This is a genomic window from Oerskovia rustica, from assembly GCF_014836555.1.
GTDB classification, from domain to species: Bacteria; Actinomycetota; Actinomycetes; order Actinomycetales; family Cellulomonadaceae; genus Oerskovia; species Oerskovia rustica.
Map to the genome: position 1 here is coordinate 19304 of NZ_JACSQQ010000035.1, position 18907 is coordinate 38210.

The 18907-nt window shown below is 73.1% G+C and carries 20 protein-coding genes and 1 riboswitch; of the genes, 9 read left to right on the plus strand and 11 right to left on the minus strand.

Going from position 1 to position 18907, the window contains the following annotated elements; genetic code table 11:
- Positions 1 to 11: 11 nt before the first annotated feature.
- The 3 genes from thiD to pip all read right to left on the minus strand — a co-directional run bounded on the left by thiD (position 12) and on the right by pip (position 3145).
- Entirely contained in the window at positions 12 to 1613 is a 1602-nt protein-coding gene (gene thiD / locus H9652_RS16315) for a bifunctional hydroxymethylpyrimidine kinase/phosphomethylpyrimidine kinase (protein ID WP_191797359.1), read from the minus strand.
- Positions 1605 to 1705: riboswitch (TPP riboswitch) on the minus strand. (Overlaps the previous gene by 9 nt.)
- Positions 1706 to 1789: 84 nt before the next feature.
- A complete protein-coding gene (locus H9652_RS16320; RefSeq protein WP_191797361.1) occupies positions 1790 to 2131 on the minus strand; it encodes a hypothetical protein in 342 nt (113 codons plus the stop codon).
- Positions 2132 to 2203: 72 nt separating this feature from the next.
- On the minus strand, positions 2204 to 3145 hold the full coding sequence (pip, locus tag H9652_RS16325) for a prolyl aminopeptidase (protein ID WP_191797363.1): 942 nt from the start codon (positions 3143 to 3145) through the stop codon (positions 2204 to 2206).
- Positions 3146 to 3217: 72 nt separating this feature from the next.
- On the opposite strand from pip, the gene H9652_RS16330 reads away from it, so the two are divergent.
- From H9652_RS16330 to H9652_RS16340, 3 genes are all read left to right on the plus strand, one after another.
- The gene (locus H9652_RS16330; protein WP_191797365.1) at positions 3218 to 4204 is read left to right on the plus strand and encodes a DUF389 domain-containing protein; all 987 of its coding nucleotides are present in this window, start codon (positions 3218 to 3220) and stop codon (positions 4202 to 4204) included.
- Positions 4205 to 4333: 129 nt separating this feature from the next.
- Positions 4334 to 4699 (plus strand): hypothetical protein, encoded by a 366-nt coding sequence (locus tag H9652_RS16335; protein ID WP_225228359.1) that lies wholly within the window; start codon positions 4334 to 4336, stop codon positions 4697 to 4699.
- A gap of 87 nt (positions 4700 to 4786) precedes the next feature.
- On the plus strand, positions 4787 to 5569 hold the full coding sequence (locus H9652_RS16340; protein WP_191797367.1) for a DUF899 family protein: 783 nt from the start codon (positions 4787 to 4789) through the stop codon (positions 5567 to 5569).
- Positions 5570 to 5591: 22 nt separating this feature from the next.
- Here H9652_RS16340 and H9652_RS16345 read toward each other — a convergent pair whose 3' ends face one another.
- From H9652_RS16345 to infC, 8 genes are all read right to left on the minus strand, one after another.
- Positions 5592 to 6446, minus strand: coding sequence for an SDR family NAD(P)-dependent oxidoreductase (locus H9652_RS16345; RefSeq protein ID WP_191797369.1), 855 nt, complete (start codon positions 6444 to 6446; stop codon positions 5592 to 5594).
- Positions 6439 to 9024: a phenylalanine--tRNA ligase subunit beta gene (gene pheT / locus H9652_RS16350; RefSeq protein ID WP_191797371.1), complete on the minus strand. Its 2586-nt coding sequence runs from the start codon at positions 9022 to 9024 to the stop codon at positions 6439 to 6441. Before pheT ends, H9652_RS16345 begins: the two co-directional genes overlap by 8 nt.
- A complete protein-coding gene (gene pheS / locus H9652_RS16355) occupies positions 9024 to 10115 on the minus strand; it encodes a phenylalanine--tRNA ligase subunit alpha (RefSeq protein ID WP_191797373.1) in 1092 nt (363 codons plus the stop codon). The genes pheT and pheS overlap by 1 nt, the downstream gene beginning before the upstream one ends.
- Positions 10116 to 10394: 279 nt before the next feature.
- On the minus strand, positions 10395 to 11024 hold the full coding sequence (gene thpR, locus H9652_RS16360; RefSeq protein WP_191797375.1) for an RNA 2',3'-cyclic phosphodiesterase: 630 nt from the start codon (positions 11022 to 11024) through the stop codon (positions 10395 to 10397).
- On the minus strand, positions 11021 to 11950 hold the full coding sequence (locus H9652_RS16365; RefSeq protein WP_318244222.1) for a TrmH family RNA methyltransferase: 930 nt from the start codon (positions 11948 to 11950) through the stop codon (positions 11021 to 11023). Before H9652_RS16365 ends, thpR begins: the two co-directional genes overlap by 4 nt.
- A 38-nt stretch (positions 11951 to 11988) precedes the next feature.
- The gene (gene rplT, locus H9652_RS16370) at positions 11989 to 12375 is read right to left on the minus strand and encodes a 50S ribosomal protein L20 (RefSeq protein WP_030150471.1); all 387 of its coding nucleotides are present in this window, start codon (positions 12373 to 12375) and stop codon (positions 11989 to 11991) included.
- 76 nt (positions 12376 to 12451) lie between these two features.
- Positions 12452 to 12646, minus strand: coding sequence for a 50S ribosomal protein L35 (gene rpmI / locus H9652_RS16375; RefSeq protein ID WP_030150472.1), 195 nt, complete (start codon positions 12644 to 12646; stop codon positions 12452 to 12454).
- Between the two features lie 91 nt (positions 12647 to 12737).
- Positions 12738 to 13712 (minus strand): translation initiation factor IF-3, encoded by a 975-nt coding sequence (gene infC, locus H9652_RS16380; RefSeq protein ID WP_191797386.1) that lies wholly within the window; start codon positions 13710 to 13712, stop codon positions 12738 to 12740.
- 485 nt (positions 13713 to 14197) lie between these two features.
- Between infC and H9652_RS16385 the strand changes: the two genes are divergently transcribed.
- The 6 genes from H9652_RS16385 (at position 14198) to H9652_RS16410 (ending at position 18849) form a co-directional block, all read left to right on the plus strand.
- On the plus strand, positions 14198 to 14632 hold the full coding sequence (locus H9652_RS16385; protein WP_191797377.1) for a Fur family transcriptional regulator: 435 nt from the start codon (positions 14198 to 14200) through the stop codon (positions 14630 to 14632).
- Positions 14633 to 14773: 141 nt separating this feature from the next.
- Positions 14774 to 16276 carry a catalase gene (locus H9652_RS16390; RefSeq protein WP_191797379.1) on the plus strand — a complete coding sequence of 501 codons (1503 nt, stop codon included), beginning with the start codon at positions 14774 to 14776 and terminating at the stop codon, positions 16274 to 16276.
- A 285-nt stretch (positions 16277 to 16561) separates the two neighbouring features.
- On the plus strand, positions 16562 to 16915 hold the full coding sequence (locus H9652_RS16395) for a DUF1844 domain-containing protein (RefSeq protein ID WP_030150476.1): 354 nt from the start codon (positions 16562 to 16564) through the stop codon (positions 16913 to 16915).
- Positions 16912 to 17649, plus strand: a complete 738-nt coding sequence (locus H9652_RS16400; RefSeq protein WP_225228360.1) for a hypothetical protein — start codon at positions 16912 to 16914, stop codon at positions 17647 to 17649. Before H9652_RS16395 ends, H9652_RS16400 begins: the two co-directional genes overlap by 4 nt.
- Complete coding sequence (locus tag H9652_RS16405; RefSeq protein WP_318244223.1) at positions 17646 to 18407, plus strand: S1C family serine protease; 762 nt, start codon at positions 17646 to 17648, stop codon at positions 18405 to 18407. Before H9652_RS16400 ends, H9652_RS16405 begins: the two co-directional genes overlap by 4 nt.
- Positions 18408 to 18417: 10 nt before the next feature.
- Positions 18418 to 18849 (plus strand): spore germination protein GerW family protein, encoded by a 432-nt coding sequence (locus H9652_RS16410; protein ID WP_191797381.1) that lies wholly within the window; start codon positions 18418 to 18420, stop codon positions 18847 to 18849.
- Positions 18850 to 18907 lie beyond the last annotated feature (58 nt).

Here is an 18907-nt window from a genome sequence, read left to right on the forward strand (position 1 = left end):
GCGCCGGGACCTCAGCGCGCCGCCCGGGGTGGTGCCGGCCAGGTCGCCCGGGTCAGCCCCTGCTCGAAGAACAGGTACTCGTGCATCGAGGACACCTCGAACGCGCGCAGCATCCGCTCACGCTCGGCGGGCGAGGCCCAGCGCGCGGCCTCGTCGGCGAACGAGCACGCGGCGCGCGTCGCCTCCTGGAAGGCCGGGTCGCCGTAGAGCGAGATCCACCGCGCGTAGGGGTGCCCGTCGAGCTCCCCCGCCTGGCGCACCAGCACGTCGCCGATGTGCGAGTAGAGCCAGTAGCACGGCAGCAGGGCCGCGACCGTCTCCGCGTAGGACCCGTTCGAGGCCGCGTGGAGGTGGTTGGTGTAGGCGGCCGTCACGGGCGACGGGTCGATGCTCTCGACCGCCCCGCGGTCCATCCCGGCGTGCGCACCCAACCAGTCGCGGTGCAGCGCCTGCTCGACCTCGAGCGAGGTGACCGCGGCACCGGCGAAGAACTGCCGCGCCTCGGGCGTCGGTGCGAGCTGGCTCGCCCGCGACAGCACGCGCGAGTACTCGGCGAGGTACGCGGCGTCCTGCGCGAGGTAGAACCCGAAGTCCCCCGCCGAGAGGCTCCCGTCCGCGAGCGCCCGCACGAACCCCATCCGCTCGACGGCCTCGCGCCAGCCCGCGATGCGCTCCCAGGCCTCCTCCGAGAACACCCGCTGCCCGAGCGTGGGCAGGTGCGCCAGGTGGTCGACGGGCCCGCGGCCCGTGCCGACCGCAAGCGCTCCCCCGGCCTGCAGCGCGCCGGTCAGCCAGTTCTTGGCGTCGCGCGTCGCGCTCTCCCAGCCGTCCCTCCGGGGTCGCAGCGCGGCGACCGCTGCCGAGAGCGAGCACCCGGTCCCGTGGGTGTGCACGGTGTCGACGCGGGGCACCGAGAAGGTCGTGACGTCGTCGGGCCCGCGGGCGCCCACCAGGGCGTCGGGCGACTCCTCCCCGGTGAGGTGACCGCCCTTCAGGAGCACGACGGCGCCGCTCGCCGCGTGCAGGCGCCTCGCCTGGGCGAGGGCGTCGGGCCAGGTGGTCGCGGCCTGCTCGCCCACGAGGACGGCGAGCTCGGGGAGGTTCGGCGTCACGAGGTCTGCGAGCGCGACCAGCTCGCGCACGGCCTGCTCGGCCCCCTCGTCGAGGAGGCGGTGCCCGCTCGTGGCGACCATGACGGGGTCGAGCACGACGAACGGCGGCTGCACGCGCCTCAGCCACGCCGCGATGGCGCGCGCGCCGGGCTCGTCGGCGACCATGCCGATCTTCACGGCGTCGATCACCACGTCGTCCGAGACCGCGTCGAGCTGCTCGGTGAGGAAGTCCGCCCCGGGGACGTGGACCGTGCGGACGCCGTGCGTGTTCTGCGCGACCAGGGCGGTCGTGACCGCCATGCCGTACGCGCCGTGGGCCGCGAACGCCTTGAGGTCGGCCTGGATCCCGGCGCCCCCCGTCGGGTCGGTGCCTGCGATCGACAGGACCCGGGGGCGGGAGGGCTTGGCAGCCCCCGGCGACGCGCCGTGCGCGGCATCCCGGGCCGCCGCGGACGTGGGGCCAGTCGTGGGCAGGACAGGTGTGGTGGCAGCAAGCGACATTGCCGACATCCCTTCGCTAGTGCTAGCTAGATCAGGTTCGACGGGTGTGATCTCAGCCCGGCTCGTGGGAGCGGGCACCCCGTGTCTTCGCAGCGAACTCTAGCGGGCGGACGGCACACCCGCGGGCAGGCGTTCGCCAGGTGGCACCAACACCGTCGGCCCGTCCGTCGACCCGGTCAGGGGGCCGCCGGGGTCCCGGTCGGCACGACATTGATCCGCGACGTCGACACGTGCTTCTCGAGACATGACACGACACGCTCCAGGTCGGCGCGGGTGGCGTCGGGGACCAGATTGAACGACGTCCCGACCGGGGGCATGATCGCCGGCGTCAGGGCGAGGGCGACTGCCGGATCCGCCGCGCACTCCGCGTCCCCCTCGGACGGGCCCTCGACGTGGACGGACCACGGCCCCTCAGCGGGTATGGCGACCGGTCCGGCCGCGCCGAGCGCGGCAGCGAGCACGAGCGAGCCGCACGACACGGCCAGGGCTCCGACGAGAAGGGCGGTACGGCGCGGCATGTCGGTCACCTCGGAGGTCGTCGTCGACTGCGGGGACAGGCTGGGCCTCACCCTAGCCGAGCGGTGCGGCTGCTAGCCCGCGAACCCGTCCGTCGCCGCGACCAGCGCCTCCGGGAACCCCGGGCCCCCGTGGCCTGCGCACTCGAGCACCACGAGCTCGCTCCCCGGCCACGCTCGGTGCAGGCGCCACGCGACGTCGAGCGGGCCCGACACGTCCTGACGCCCGTGCACCAGGACCACCGGGACCGCGCCGAGCCCGCGCACCCCGGCCAGCAGGGCGCCGTCGGGCAGGAAGGCCGCGTTCGCCCAGTAGTGCGTCACCAGGCGCGCGAACAGCAGCCGGAAGCCGGGATCCTCGTAGCGGTCCCAGGGCTCGAACCCGTGCACGAGCGAGACGTGCACGTCCTCCCAGCGGCACCAGGCCGCCGCCGCGCGCTCACGCACCGCACGGTCCGGGGACGCGAGCAGGCGGGCATAGGCCGCCGCGAGGTTGCCGTCACGCTCCGCCACGGGCACCTCGGCCACGAACCGGTCCCACTCCTCGGGGAAGATGCGCCCCATGTCGCGCGTGATCCACTCGACCTCTCGGGCCGTGGTGCTCGTGACCGCGCCCAGGACCACCTCGGTGACGCGCTCCGGGTGCGTCACCGCGTACGCGAGCCCGAGCGTCGCACCCCACGAGGTCCCCAGGACCAGCCACGCGTCGATGCCCAGGTGCTGGCGCAGCCGCTCGACGTCCGCGACCAGGTGCGCCGTGGTGTTGGTCGACAGGTCGGCGTCGTCCCTGCTCGCGAGCGGCCGGCTCCGACCGCAACCCCGCTGGTCGAGGAGGACCACGCGGTACCGCTCGGGGTCGAACGGCCGCGCCGACCCGGGGGTGCACCCGGACCCCGGCCCACCGTGCAGCACGACCGCGGGCTTGCCGTCCGGGTTGCCCCGCACCTCCCACCAGATCTCGTGGCCGTCGCCGACGTCGAGGAAGCCCTGGGCATGGGGTGGGGTCACGGCGTACATGTCCGGCAGCGTACCGAGCGCGGGCGAGCACCCCCTGTGATGCTGGGGGCACGAACAGCACCAGGAGGCAGCATGCGCGTCACGACGGCCGACATCCAGCGGATGACCACCGCGTTGTTCATCTCCGAGGGCCCGACGGCGCGGTCCCGGCAGGCCACGTTCTGGACCCTGCTGATCCTCGCGGCCGTCATCGCGTCGGCGGGCGTCGCGGCAGACAGCACGGCCACCGTGATCGGCGCCATGATCGTCGCTCCCCTCATGACGCCCATCGTCGGGACGGCGCTCGCGATCGTCCTCAACGACCACCGGAACCTGACCTCGTCGGCGCTCCTGGTCGTCGCGGGCGCGGCCGGGGTGGTCGCGACCGGCTACCTCGTCGGCCTGTTCGTCCCGATCGAGATCGTCGCGGCGACCAACAGCCAGGTCGCGGGCCGCGTCACGCCGCAGCTCATCGACCTGCTCGCGGCGCTCGCGACCGGAGCAGTCGGGGCGTTCGCCCTGGTGCGCGCCGACGTGTCGGACGCGCTGCCCGGCGTCGCGATCGCGATCTCGCTCGTCCCGCCGCTCGCGGTCGTCGGCCTCACGCTCGAGTCGGGCGCCCCGGACCAGGCACTGGGGGCTCTCCTGCTGTTCGCGACCAACGTCGCCGCGATCATCGCGACCGGCACGCTCGTCTTCCTGCTGTTCCAGGTCCGCACGGCCGCGGGCGAGGCCGAGAGGTTCGTGGGCCCCCTGCGCGGCGCGAGCCTCGTCACGGTCGCGGCAGCGCTGCTCGTCGTCGCAGTGCCGCTCAGCGCGATCAGCCAGCACGTCCTGCGGCAGAACGCGGACAAGATCGCCGCCGCACCGGTCGCCGCGGCGTGGGCCGAGCAGGAGCAGTGGACGATCACCGGGATCGCCTTCAGCGGGTCCGTCCTGCGGATCGAGGCGATCGGCCCGGCCCCCGAGGCGGACCCCGGCACCCTGCGCACGGCCCTCGACGAGGCCGGGCTCGCGGACGTCGACGTCGACGTCACGCTCGTCATCGGCGGGACGCGGCGGCTGCCCGCGACCGGGTGACCGCGGTCGAGGCGAGGCTGTCGTCCAGGCGCCGGCGGGGGCCAGGGCGGGCCTCCGGTTGAGCCGGGGCGTCCCACGGCGGATGCTGGGGGGCGACGACCGTCCGTTCCAGCCACCAGGAGGTCGGCCATGCACCCGACGCACGACGTCTCGCCCCACGGCACCGTGACCACCGCGCTCACGTCACCACGAGCCCGACGCATCGCCCTCGCCGCCGCGCTGGTCGTCGGGGCGCTCGCGCTCGCGGCCTGCGCCCCCGGTCCCAACCCCGACGTCGGCACGCCCACCGCGGACGGCAGCCCGGCCGGGTTCTGGCTCGGCCTGTGGCAGGGCGTCATCGTGCCCGTCACGTTCGTCGTCTCGCTGTTCACCGACACGGTGAACATCTACGAGGTCCACAACAACGGGAACTGGTACGACTTCGGCTTCGTGCTCGGGCTGGGGCTGTTCGTGGGCGGGCCGTTCGGCGCCTCGCGGGGGCGCCGCAACCACTGACGATGAGTTCCGGCCCGGTCCCGAGTCTGCCCTCGTGACCGCAGGAGCGCGCCGTGCGTCCCTGCCCGAGCCCGCACGGAGGACACCATGACGACCCCGCCCGAGGACGCGACCACGACCCTGTCCGGCCGACCGCCCGTCGTCGACCTGGCCACCTGGGAAGCCACCCGGGACGAGCTCCTGGTCCGCGAGAAGGCGCACACGCACGAGGGGGACGCCATCGCGGCCGCCCGACGGCGGCTGCCCATGGTGAGGATCGACGGCACCGTGGAGGTCGTCGGTCCCGACGGCCCCGTCCCGTTCCTGGACCTCTTCGGGGGCCGCGACGAGCTCGTGGTCTACCAGCACATGTGGCACGACGGCGCGCCGCACCAGGGCCAGTGCGAGGGCTGCACCTGGACGGCCTGGAACCTGAAGGACGCCGTCTACCTCAACGCGCGCGGCGTCTCGTTCGCCATCGTCACGACCGGGGCGTGGGACGAGGTCGCCCCGTTCGTCGAGTTCATGGGCTACACCCAGCCCTGGTACTCGGTGCGCGAGCTGGACGCGCCCGTGGGCGGCGAGATGGGGTACCTCTCGTGCTTCCTGCGCGACGGCGACGACGTGTTCCTCACCTACCGGACGACAGGCCGCGGCACCGAGCCGACCAACCCGGCGTTCGCCCTGCTCGACATGACGCCCTACGGCCGTGGCGAGGCCTGGGAGGCGCAGCCGGACGGATGGCCCGAGGGGCGCGACCCGGGCTGGTTCTGGCGCTCGGACGCGGACGGCGTCACCGGTTGGAGCGAGACCACGCGTCCCGTGCCGCAGTGGACCCGGCCGGGGGCCACCGCCGTGGAGACCCTCGGCCGGCACGGCCACCACCACTGACCGCCGGTCAGTGCGGACGGGGTCAGCGAGCGGGGAGCGCTCCGGGCATCGGGTCGTCGTCGCCGAAGCGCGTCACGCGCAGCCGGCGGGCCTCAGGCCCCGGCACGGCGTCCCCGGAGCCGGCCGTGGCGGCTGCCCGCAGCGACGCCGGAGAGTCGTGCGTGACCCGCACGAACGTCCCCGACCACGCGTCGAGCTCGCCGGCCGCGATCGCGACGATCATCTCGACCGTGCGCTCGACGGGCGTCCACTCGGTGCGCCCCACGTGCATGTCCATCGACGCGGTCAGATCGGTCTGCACCACTCCCGGCGAGACCTCGAACGTCCGCAGCCCGCGGGTCCGGCCCGACAGGTGCAGGTTCGACCCGATGCGCAGCAGCGCGGTCTTGCTCGCGTTGTACGCGGTCGCGCCGTCCATGTCGTGCGACCCTGCGCCCGAGTTCAGGTCGACGACCCGTCCCCCGCCCCGCGCGAGCATCCCGGGGACGACCGCCCGCGCGAGCAGGAACGGCCCGCGCACGTTGGTCTCCATGACGGACCACCACTCGTCCGGGTCGGCCTCCCACAGCGGGACCTCGGCGTCGATGCGCCCGGCGTTGTTGACCAGGAGGTCGATCCCGCCCAGCTGCGCCTCGGCCCGCGCGACGGCCGCGTCCACCGCGGCTGGGTCGCCCACGTCCGCGACCAGGCCCACGGAGCGGCGACCCAGCGCGCGGACCTGCGCGACGACGTCGTCCACGCGGGACGCGTCCCGGCCCAGGACCGCGACGTCGAGACCCGCACCGGCGAGCCCCAGCACGACCGCGCGGCCGATCCCGCGCGCACCACCCGTGACGAGGGCGGTGCGCGCGGGGACCACGGTGGTGACGTCAGCCACGAAGCTCGGCCCCGACCTTCTCGTGCGCCCCGGCGACCGCCGCGGCGCGCACGGCCGCGGAGTCCTCCGCGGTGAGCGTGCGGTCGGTGCCGCGCAGACGCAGCGAGAACGCGAGGGACTTCTTGCCCTCGCCGACCTGGGGGCCGGTGTAGACGTCGAACAGCGCGAGCTCCTCGAGCAGGTCGCCCGCCCCTTCCTCGATCGCGGCGCGCACGGCCGAGGCCGGCACGGAGGCGTCGACGACGAGCGCCAGGTCCTCCTTCGCGAGCGGGAACGACGAGACGGGCTCCGCCTGGACGGGCTGGCCCGGGGCGGCGGCGATCAGCGCGTCGAGGTCGACCTCGAACGCGACGGTCCGCGCGGGCAGGCCAAGCGTCTCGAGCACCTTGGGGTGCAGCTCACCGGCATGCCCGACGACGGTCCCGTCCGCCAGCTCGAGCCTCGCCGTCCGGCCCGGGTGCCACGGCGCGTGGTCGTGGTCGGCCACCACGCTCACCTGGGCGCCGACGCGCTCGGCCACGAGCCGGGCGGCAGCCAGGGCGTCGGTCCAGTCGGCCGCGCGACCCGCACCCCACCAGCCCGAGGCCACGCGCTGACCGGTCAGGACGCCCGCGACCCGGCGCGGCTGGGGCGGCACCGCGGCCTGCAGGGTCTCGAGGTCCTGCTCGCTCGGGCGGACGCCGCCCGGGAGCTGCGGGGCTGCCGGCGCACCGGCCACGGGGCGTGTCACGAGGCCGATCTCGAAGATCGCGAGGTCCGCGTTCCCGCGCCCCACGTTGCGCTTGAGCGTGCCGAGCAGCGTCGTCAGCAGGTTCGTGCGCATCTCGGGGTGGTCGTCCGCGAGCGGGTTGACGAGCCTCAGCGCACGGCGACGGTCGTCGTCCGCGGGCAGGCGCAGGTCGTCGTGCGACTGGGGGTTCACGAACGGGTAGCTGAGCGTCTCGACGAACCCGGCCTCCGCGAGGGCTCGCGCGACCGAGCGACGCAGCCGCTGCGAGGTCGTCAGCCCGCGACCCGCCGGGGCGGGCGGCAGGATCGACGGGATCTTGTCGTAGCCGACGAGGCGCGCGATCTCCTCGACGAGCTCTGCGGCACCGGTCAGGTCGGGCCGCCAGGTCGGCGGGGTGACCTCGAGGGTCGTGCCACCGTCGAGGTCACGGACCGTGCAGCCGATCTCGGCGAGCACGCCGCGCACCTGCTCCGAGGTGTACGCGACGCCCACGAGGCGCTCGGCCTCGTGGATCGGGAAGACGATCGGTGCGACGGGGGCGACCGCGTTGAGGTCGCTCACGGCGTCGTCCGCCGTGCCGCCACCGAGCTCGACGAGCAGGTCGACGACGCGCTGGGCCGCGACGGGCGGCAGCGCCGGGTCGGCACCGCGCTCGAAGCGCTTGGCCGCCTCGGACGGCAGCTTGTGACGGCGTGCCGAACGGGCCACGGTGATCGGGTCGAAGTGCGCGGCCTCGACCAGGACGTCGGTCGTGGTCTCGCTGACCTCGCTCGAGGCACCGCCCATGACGCCCGCGATCCCGAGCACGCGCGAGCCGCGCGTCCCCTCGGGCGAGTCGGTGATGAGCAGGTCTTCCACGTCGAGGCGACGGTCGACGTCGTCGAGCGTCGTGAGCCGCTCCCCCGGCGTCGCGCGGCGCACGACGATCGGCCCGGCGACCTTGGCGAGGTCGTAGGCGTGCAGGGGCTGACCGAGGTCGAGCATGACGTAGTTCGTGATGTCGACCGCGAGCGAGATGGGTCGCATGCCCGCCTGGGTCAGTCGGCGCTGCATCCACGCCGGGGTCGGCGCCTGCGGGTCGATGCCGCGCACGATCCGCGTGACGAACCGGTCGCAACCGGCCACGCCGTGGATCGGGGCGCCGTCCTCGACCTCGACCGGGAAGCCGTCGGGCGTCACACCGGGCAGGTCGCCCGTCGGGAGCCCGCGGTCCGTGAAGGCCGCACCTGTCGAGTGCGAGAACTCACGGGCCACGCCGCGGTAGGAGAAGCAGTACCCGCGGTCCGGGGTGACGTTGATCTCGAGGACCTCGTCACCCAGGCCCAGGAGCTCGAGCGCGTCCGTGCCAGGCGTCGTGTCGTAGCCCGTCTCCGGGGAGTACCCGTAGCGGTCGAGCACGATGATGCCGTCGTGGTCCTGCCCCAGACCCAGCTCCTTGGCCGAGCAGATCATGCCGTCCGAGACGTGGCCGTAGGTCTTGCGGCTCGCGATGGGGAACGGTCCGGGCAGCACGGCGCCGGGCAGCGCGACGACGACGCGGTCACCCGGACCGAAGTTGTGCGCGCCGCAGATGATGCCCCGCGGGGTCCCGCCCTCGGCGACGGGGACGCCGTCGACGTTGTGCGTCCCGACGTCGACCTGGCACCAGTTGATGACCTTGCCGTTCTTCTGCTCCTCGGGCTGGACCGAGACGACCTGGCCCACGACGAGCGGACCGGTGACGGACGACCCGTGGATCGCCTCCTCCTCCAGCCCTACCTTCACGAGCGCGGCGGCCAGCGTCTCGGCCGTCAGGTCGGCCGGCAGCTCGACGTGCTCGCCGAGCCAGTCGATGACGATGTTCGGCATCAGATCCCCATTCCGAACTGGGTCGAGAAGCGGACGTCGCCCTCCACCATGTCGTGCATGTCAGCAATTCCGTGGCGCAGCATGAGCGTGCGCTCGATGCCCATGCCGAACGCGAAGCCCGAGTAGACCTCGGGGTCGATCCCCGCGGAGCGCAGGACGTTCGGGTTGACCATGCCGCAGCCGCCCCACTCGATCCAGCCGGCCCCGCCCTTCTTCTGGGGGAACCACAGGTCCATCTCGGCGCTGGGCTCGGTGAAGGGGAAGAACGACGGGCGCAGGCGCGTGCGGGCCTCCGGGCCGAACATCGCCCGGGCGAAGTGGTCTAGCGTGCCGAGCAGGTGCGCCATGGTCAGGCCCTTGTCGACCGCGAGGCCCTCGACCTGGTGGAAGACGGGGGTGTGCGTCGCGTCGAGCTCGTCGGTACGGAACACCTTGCCGGGGCACGCGATGTACACGGGCAGCTCGCGCTCGAGGAGCGTGCGTGCCTGCACGGGCGACGTGTGCGTGCGCAGCACGAGGTTCGACGGCTCGCCGGGCTCGCCGTCGGGTCCCGTGGGGGCCTGGAGGAAGAACGTGTCCTGCATCTGTCGGGCCGGGTGGTCAGGACCGAAGTTGAGCGCGTCGAAGTTGAACCACTCGGCCTCGATCTCCGGGCCCTCCGCGATCTCCCAGCCCATGGCCGTGAAGAAGTCGGCGGCGCGCTCCTGGAGCGTCTCGAGCGGGTGACGGGCGCCTGCACGTGCGCGGTCGACGGGGAGCGTCACGTCGACCGACTCCTCGACCAGGACGCGCTCGTCGCGCTCGGCCTCGAGGACCTGGGTGCGCGCGGCGAGCGCCTGGTTGAGGCGGCCGCGGATCGGGCCGAGGAGCTTGCCCGCGGCAGCCTTGTCGGCGGGCGCGAGCTGGCCGATCTGGCGGTTCGCGAGCGCGAGGGCGCTGCGGTCGCCGGTGTGCTCGAGGCGCACCGTCTTGAGCTCGTCGAGGTCGCGGGCGGCCTCGACGGCGGCGAGGGCCTCGGAGAGGACGGCCTCGAGCGCGGGGCCGTCGAGCGGCGAGGGCGCGGCGGGCTGGACCGGATCAGGGGTGGACATGCGTGCCTTCCTGGCGGGATCGGGATCGGACGCGCAGAGGTCACCTCGCGCGTCCAACTGAAGATTCTAGAGCGCCCGCCGGGGCACGACCGGTCGATCCGAGGCCACCGCGCGGTGTCCTGTGGTCGACGTGCGCAGCGTCAGCCGCGCGGCCCTCGAGCGGGCCACGTAAATCGGCGATCATCGCGCTGCATGTCCTCATGGTCCCACATCGCCGCCTCCGGGCGTGGGAGAGCCTGGGCATCCCGGGCGGACCACCCGGCGTGTCGAACGGTTGCGTCAGCGATGCTCGCCGAGACCGAACGTCCGCACGACCTCGTACAGCGGGCCGCCGCTGCGCCCCGCCCCCGGGGTCGACTCGACGAGGCAGAGCTCGTCCGCGGTGAACCGCGGCCCCTCGTAGACGGCCAGGGCGTGGGCGAGCTCGCCCAGTCCTGGGCCGGTGGGCTGCGGGTCGGACCTGCGACGGCCGGTCCTGCGCGGGCCGGAGGCGCGCGCCACGGTCAGGCGAGCGCGCTGGCGGGGCCTCCGGTCGAGCCGCACCCCGACGTCGGAGGCCGCCTCCGCGGTCGCGGCGCTCAGGCGTCGCAGGGCTTCCGCGTCGCCGCCCACGCCCGCGAACAGGATGCGGTCCTCGAACGTCCCGGCACCGCGCAGGTGCAGCGACAGCGGTTCCGCGTCCCGGGCGACCTCGTCGAGGGCCCCGGCCAGGTCGTCCGCAGCCCCCTCCGCTACCTCTCCGAAGAAGGCGACCGTGAGGTGCATGAGGTCGCGCGGGGTCCAGCGCAGCGAGGGCCGCCCGTCGTCGAGGGCGACCGCGCCGAGGGCGGAGAGCGCGAGCCCCAGGTGGTCGAGTGCCTCGTCGGAGGGGTACAGGGCGGCGAACAGTCGCGCCGACCGTCCCCTCACAGGGTCCCGTCCGCGTCGCCGACGGTGGTGGTCGGGGCGGACGTGCCGACACTGCGCGGGCGGTGCGCGCGGCTCGACGCGTACAGGCAGACCGTGGCAGCCGTCGCGAGGTTGAGCGACTCGGCCTGGCCCCGGATCGGGACGCTCACGACCGCGTCGGCGAGCTCGCGGTCCTCGGGCGGGAGGCCCCAGGCCTCGTTGCCGAAGATCCAAGCGGTCGGCCGCGACAGGTCGGGAGTCTCGCCAGGGGCGCTGCCGGCGACGTCGAGCAGGTCGGCGAGGTCGTGGTCCCCGGCGCCGGCGGCGGCCAGGACGGCCAGCCCGGCGCCGCGCAGCGCGTCGACCGTCTCGGCGAGGCTCACGCCCGTCACGACGGGGACGTGGAACAGCGAGCCCGCCGTCGAGCGCACGACCTTGGGGTTGTGCACGTCGACGCTCTCGCCCGCGAGGACGACCAGGTCGGCGCCGGCGGCGTCAGCGGCACGGATCACCGTGCCCGCGTTGCCGGGGTCGCGGACGGTCGCGAGGACCGCGACGAGCCGCGGCGAGGCGGAGACCGCGTCGTCGAGCGTGAGGTCCTGGGTCCGGACGACCGCGAGGATGCCCTGGGCGTCGGAGCTCATGGCCTCGAACGCGTCGGGCGTCGTGAGGTGCACGTGCAGGCCCTCGGCGAGCGCGTCGTCGACGATCTCCGCGTAACGGTCGGCGGCCGACGACGTCACGTACACGTCGCGGACGAGGCGCGCGCCGTGCCGGACGGCTTCACGCACCCCCTGCGGTCCCTCGACGAGGAACTGCTGGTGGCGCGAACGCGCCGGACGCCCGGACAGTGCCCGGACCGCCTTGACCCGGTCGCTCCGAGGGTTCGAGACCTCGGGAACGCGACGGAAGAACGGTACGGGGCGACCTGAGGACAGATCGTTCACTGTGCGGGCGTCCGGTGAGAAGAGTCGCTGCTCGATGATCAGGCAGCAGCCTTCGGGGCGTTCACGTCGGCAGGCAGAGCGTCCTTCGCAGCCTGGACGAGCGCGTTGAAGACCGTGACGTCGTTGACCGCGAGGTCAGCGAGGACGCGACGGTCGACCTCGATGCCAGCAGCCTTGAGGCCCTGGATGAGGCGGTTGTACGTCAGTCCCTGCGCGCGGGACGCAGCGTTGATGCGCTGGATCCACAGACGACGGAAGTCGCCCTTGCGCGCCTTGCGGTCGCGGTAGGAGTAGACGAGGGAGTGGGTGACCTGCTCCTTCGCCTTCCGGTAGAGACGCGAACGCTGGCCGCGGTAACCCGCAGCGCGCTCGAGAGTTGTACGGCGCTTCTTCTGGGCGTTGACCGCCCGCTTCACGCGTGCCACGTGATGCTCCTTGCAGTTCGGGGCTCAGGTAGGGACTCAGCGGTGGTCAGCGCCAGGGGCGCGACCACCAGGCAGATCACTTACCGAGCAGCTTCTTGATCTTCTTGACGTCAGCGGGGGCGACGACCTGGTCAGCAGACAGGCGACGCGTGCGGGTGCTCGACTTGTGCTCGAGCAGGTGGCGCTTGTTGGCCTGCTCGCGCATGACCTTGCCGCTGCCGGTGATGCGGAACCGCTTCTTGGCGCCGGAGTGCGTCTTGTTCTTCGGCATGGCTGCCGTTTCTCCTTTGTCTGGTCGAGATCCCGGGAGGGACCCGACGTGTTCGGGCCGTGGCCGGTGGGCCTGGCTCGGTGTCAGTTGGTCAGCTGGGCTTGCCGCCGGGCTTCGGCTTGGCCGCGCTCGGCTTGGGCGCTGCCGGCCGGGGGGCCGGAGGCTTGGGCAGTGCGGCCGGCTTGGGCACCGCGACGGGCTTGGGAGCCGTCGCGGGCTTGGGCGTGGCCGCAGGTGCTGCGGGAGCAGCGGCCTTGGGCGCGGCCTTCGGGGCGGACGCACGGGGTGCGGCCTTGGGGGCGGCAGCCTTGGGCGCTGCTGCCGGAGCAGCGGCGGGGGCCGGCGCGGGCTCGGGAGCGGCAGCAGCCTTGGCCGCGGCAGCGGCCTCGGCCGACGCGACGAGCTCGGCGGCCTCGGCGACCTGCACCTCGAAGGGCACGTCACCGCCGTCCGCGGGCTCCTCGGAGACCTCGACCGGAGCGGACTTGGCGGCCGACTTCGTCGGTCGGGGCTCGGCCTCCTGAGCACGCTTGCGCTGCTCGCTCTTGGCCTCGGCCTTCTTCTTGACCGGGCCGAGCACCATGACCATGTTGCGCCCGTCCTGCTTGGGCATGCTCTCGATGAAACCGAGCTCGGCGACGTCGTCGGCGAGGCGCTGCAGGAGACGGACACCCATCTCCGGGCGCGACTGCTCACGGCCACGGAACATGATCATGACCTTGACCTTGTCGCCCGCGGCGAGGAAGCGCTCGACGTGGCCCTTCTTGGTGCCGTAGTCGTGCGGGTCGATCTTCAGACGGAAACGGATCTCCTTGAGGACCGTGTTCGCCTGGTTCCGGCGAGCCTCACGGGCCTTCATGTCCGACTCGTACTTGAACTTGCCGTAGTCCATGAGCTTGCACACCGGCGGGCGTGCGTCGGGGGCGACCTCCACCAGGTCGAGGTCAGCGTCCTGGGCAAGGCTCAGGGCGACCTCAATGCGGACGACGCCGACCTGCTCCCCACCTGGGCCGACAAGTCGGACCTCGGGGACACGGATCCGATCGTTGATGCGAGGCTCGCTGATGTGATGCTCCTAGGAAGTCGTCGGTAGACCACCAGGAACGGGAAAGGCCCCCGTCCCAGAGCGCAGGGAGGAGGCCATCGATCGGGTCGTCGCGGGTGCGACGAACACACCGTCGCGCCACCGTGAAGAACGGCGACGCTCCGGACCGAGACCCGGCCTCTGTCGTGACGATCGTCAGCAGTTGAAGCTCAGGTGGGATGGAATCCACTTTGCGCACCCGCAGTTCGCTCTCCGAAGCACCTTCTGGAGCCTCGACGAGAACCTACGGGTCGGTCAGCCACCAAGAATAGCACGCACGTCCGGGGAGCTCCGCGCACCCCCGGATCATGCACCGTCGGCCGCGGTCGCCGCGCCCGACGCCCGACGCCCGACGCCCGACGCCCGACGCGGCGCACCCTCCCAGCACCCGCCGTCCACCGGCGCGCCACACGCTGGACATCCTCCATCATTGGAACTCTTCCAGAAACTGTGGGTAGAGTGAGGACGTGCCCACCGAGAAGACGGTCCGCCCCGCGGACCACGAGACCGAGCTCCGCGACAGCGGGCTCCGGGTGACCGCCGCCCGCCTCGCGGTCCTCGACGTGGTCACCCGGCAGCAGCACGCCGACGCGGACGACGTGCTGCGGGCGACGCGCGAGGTCCTCGGCACGGTGTCCGTCCAGGCCGTCTACGACGTCCTGAACACCCTCACCGAGCACGGCCTCCTGCGCCGCATCGAACCCGCGGGCCACCCGGCCCGCTACGAGCGACGCCTGGGCGACAACCACCACCACGTGGTGTGCCGCTCGTGCGGCGCCGTCGCGGACATCGACTGCGCGGTCGGGCACGCGCCGTGCCTGACCCCGAGCGGGAACAACGGCTTCACGATCGACACCGCCGAGGTCACGTACTGGGGCCTGTGTCCCGACTGCGCGGACTGACACCGGTCGACCTCGGACCCGGGCGCGTCCCGGCCCGACCTCCTCACCTCCTCACCGCTCCCCCGGAGCACCTGTCCCTACCGCCCCCTACCCACATACAGGCCCCAGGGCGCTCAGAGCCCTCACCTGAAGGAGAAGACGATGACGAACACCCCCTTCACCACGACCCAGACGGGCACCCCCGTCCCGAGCGACGCGCACTCGCTGACGGCGGGCGCAGACGGCGCGACGGCGCTGCACGACCGCTACCTGGTCGAGAAGCTCGCGCAGTTCAACCGCGAGCGCATCCCGGAGCGCATCGTGCACGCCAAGGGCGGCGGCGCGTTCGGTGAGTTCGTCGTCACGGAGGACGTGTCGGCGTACACCCGTGCGGCCGTGTTCCAGCCGGGCGCGCGCACAGAGACGCTGCAGCGCTTCTCGAGCGTCGCGGGCGAGCAGGGCTCCCCTGACACCTGGCGCGACGTGCGCGGGTTCTCGGTGAAGTTCTACACGACCGAGGGCAACTACGACATCGTCGGCAACAACACCCCCGTCTTCTTCATCCGCGACGGCATCAAGTTCCCCGACTTCATCCACTCGCAGAAGCGCCTGCCGGGCTCGGGCCTGCGCGACGCCGACATGCAGTGGGACTTCTGGACCCTGTCCCCCGAGTCCGCGCACCAGGTCACCTACCTCATGGGCGACCGCGGCCTGCCGCGCTCGTGGCGCGAGATGCCGGGCTTCGGCTCGCACACCTACCAGTGGATCAACGCCGCGGGCGAGCGCTTCTGGGTCAAGTACCACTTCACGTCGAACCAGGGCAACGTCGAGATGGAGGGCTCGGAGGCCGAGCTCATCGCGGGCGCCGACGCCGACCACTACCGCCGCGACCTGTACGAGGCCATCGAGGCCGGCGACTTCCCGTCGTGGGACGTGCACGTCCAGGTCATGCCGTACGAGGACGCCAAGACGTACCGCTTCAACCCGTTCGACCTGACGAAGGTCTGGCCGCACGCGGACTACCCGCTCATCAAGGTCGGGACGCACACGCTCAACCGCAACCCGCAGAACTTCTTCGCGGAGATCGAGCAGGCGGCGTTCTCGCCCGCGAACACGGTCCCGGGCATCGACATCAGCCCCGACAAGATGCTCATGGCCCGCGTGTTCTCCTACCCGGACGCGCAGCGCTACCGCGTGGGCACGAACTACCACCAGATCCCGGTCAACGCGCCGCACGCCGCGCCGGTGCACAACTACTCGCAGGACGGCGCGCAGCGTCACGGGTTCAACGCGCCCACGACGCCGGTCTACGCCCCCAACAGCCTGGGCGGCCCCGTGGCCGACGAGGCACGTGCGGGCGTCGGGTCCTGGGAGTCGGACGGTGAGCTGACGCGCGCCGCGGCGACGCTGCATGCCGAGGACGACGACTTCGGCCAGGCCGGCACGCTCTACCGCGAGGTCTTCGACGACGCGGCCAAGGCGCGCTTCCTCGAGACCATCACGGGGGCCGTCGGCGGCGTGCAGAGCATCGCGATCCGCGAGCGTGCGATCCAGTACTGGACCAACGTAGACGCGACCCTGGGCGCCGCTCTGCGCAGCGCCCTCGAGGTCGCCCCGCTCGCGGCCGACGAGCCCGGCGTCACGTCGGAGCCCGCGCACTCCTGACGCCCGCGCTCCTGCCCGGCGCGACGTCGTCGGGCAGGAAGGCCCCGTCGTCGAAGCCCGGAGGTCGGGTCCGCTCCTCGCGGGCCCGGCCTCCGGGCATCTTCGTGACCGCCGCCCGCCCACAGCGCCGGGCGGCGTCGAACGACGTCGCTTGGCACACTATTCGTCCCCCGCTCCTGGCCCGACGCCGGAGCGACCCGTCAAGCCCCGTCGCACCCCGCGTCCGGCCCGGCCGGGCGCCCCGCACAGGTCCCGGGCGCACGTTCCCTCTGGAAGGATGAGCACATGACTACCGAGAACGACCCCATCGCCCAGGACGCCACCCGGGACATCGCCGACGTCGCGGCCGTCGAGGTCATCACCTCCGCCGCCGTCCACCTCATGAGCGCCGCCGCGGTCAAGTGCGGCCTCGCCGAGGACGCCGTCGAGAAGGAGCACCTGGACCTCGACGAGGCGCGCAAGCTCATCAACGCCCTCGCCGCGCTCGTGACCGCCTCCGCCCCCGACATCGGCAACCAGCACGCCCGTTCGCTCCGCGACGGCCTGCGCTCGCTCCAGCTCGCGTTCCGCGAGGCCTCGGTCTACCCCGACGCCCTGGGCGAGGGTCCGGGCGAGAAGTACACGGGCGCGGTCAGTTGAGCACCCCGCCGGGCGGGCAGCCGACGCCTCCCCCGCCGTCCAGCGCGCACGGGGGCGACGGCGTCGTGCCCCCGCCCGGCGGAACCCCCGGCCCGCCGCCCGCTCCGCCGACGTTCGCGCCGGGCGCCACGACCTCGCTCCCGCACGGGCCCGCCCCGCAGACGCAGGCCTACCTGTCCGCCGCGGACAGGACGGGACCCGACGCCGGACCCGCACGGCCCCGGCCGGGGCGCGGAAAGACCGTCGCGATCGTCGTGCTCTCTGCGGCGCTCGTCGTCGCACTGGGCCTCGCGGCGTACCTCCTGGTCACGACCCTGAGCTGGCAGGACCGCAGCGCGCAGTGGGAGGAGGAGTCCCGTGAGCTCGGCCGGCAGGTCGCCCAGCTCGACGCCGACCTCGACGGCGCGAACGCCGAGCTCGAGTCCGCGCGTTCCCAGCTCACGACGGCCCAGGACCGGATCACCGCGCTCGCGAACGAGAAGGCCCAGCTGGGCGACGAGAACGTGGCCTCGCAGCAGTACCTCGACTACCAGGCACGCATCTCCGAGGCCGCCGGCACCGTCGCCGGTGCCCTCGGCCAGTGCACCACCGCCCAGGACGAGCTCATCGGCTACCTCAACAACCGTGACGCCTACAACCCGGACGACCTCGCGCGCTTCGCGACCCAGGTCGACGACCTGTGCAACGCTGCGACCGCCGCCAACACCGAGCTCCAGAAGGAGCTCGAGAAGTGAGACGCACGCGACGCCACGGGCGCCGGTCGGCCGCCCGCCCGGTGACAGCGGCCGTCACCGTGTCGCTCGTCGCGGCCCTGGCCGGGGGGTGCGGGGTCCTGCCGGAGCTGCCCGAGCCCATGCCGACCTCGGTCGTGCCCAGCGTGGCCCCCCAGGCCGATCCCGTCGGGTCGGAGAACCTGTCCCCCGACGGCTTCGACGCCGTCAAGCGCATGGCGGTGCGCATCCGTAACGTCGGGTGCTCGTCGCTCTCGACCGGTTCGGGCTTCGCGCTCGACGACCGCACGCTCATCACCAACAAGCACGTGGTCGAGGGGTCGAAGTCCCTCCAGGTCCTGACGTACGACGGCCGCGACATCCAGGTCGAGACGGCGAGCGCAGCCGGGCTCGCGGACCTCGCGATCGTGCGCACGAGCGACGACCTCCCCTCGGCCCCGACGCTCGCCGCCGCCGACCCGGCCCAGGGCGACACCGTGACGGTCGTCGGCTACCCCGAGGGTGGTCAGCTCACGGTCACGCAGGGCAAGGTGGTGGGGACCGCCACCGATCCCCTGCACGAGAACCTCGGCCAGGTGCTCGTGACCGACGCGCAGGTCGAGCCCGGCAGCTCGGGCTCGGCCGCGCTCAACGAGGCCGGCGAGGTGATCGGCGTGGTCTACGCGAAGTCGACCGACGCGTCGCTCCTCGTCCCCGTCTCGACGCTGCGCGCGATGCTCGACGACTCGTCAGCCTTCGCGACCCTGCCGCCCTGCTCGTAGGCTGCGAGGCATGAGCAGCGACAGCAGCAAGGACGCGGCCGGTCGGCCCGAACCCTCCTTCATCACGCGCGCGGCGAGCGACGCCTTCTCGGTGCGCAAGGTCTTCGGCGACGCCTACGAGCGCGACGGGACCCTCGTGATCCCCGTGGCCAAGGTGTGGGGCGGCACCGGGACGGGCTACGGGTACGGCGTCGGTGCGCTCGACGGGTCCACGGGTCCCTCGGCCGACGACGCCGGGCAGGGCGAGGGCTCGGGAGAGGGAGCCGGGGGCGGCGGGGGTTACGGCGTGCACGTGCGTCCCGTCGGCGTCTACTCCGTGGGCCCCGACGGCACGCGCTGGCACCCCGCCCTCGACCTCAACCGGGTCATCCTGGGGGGCCAGGTCGTGGCCATGGTGGTCGCGCTCGTGGGCGGCTGGGTCCTGGGACGCCGTCGCCGCTGAGGCACCGCGTGCGCGAGCTGCGCAGCGCGAGGCGGGCTTCGGGGGGGGGGGGCCCCCC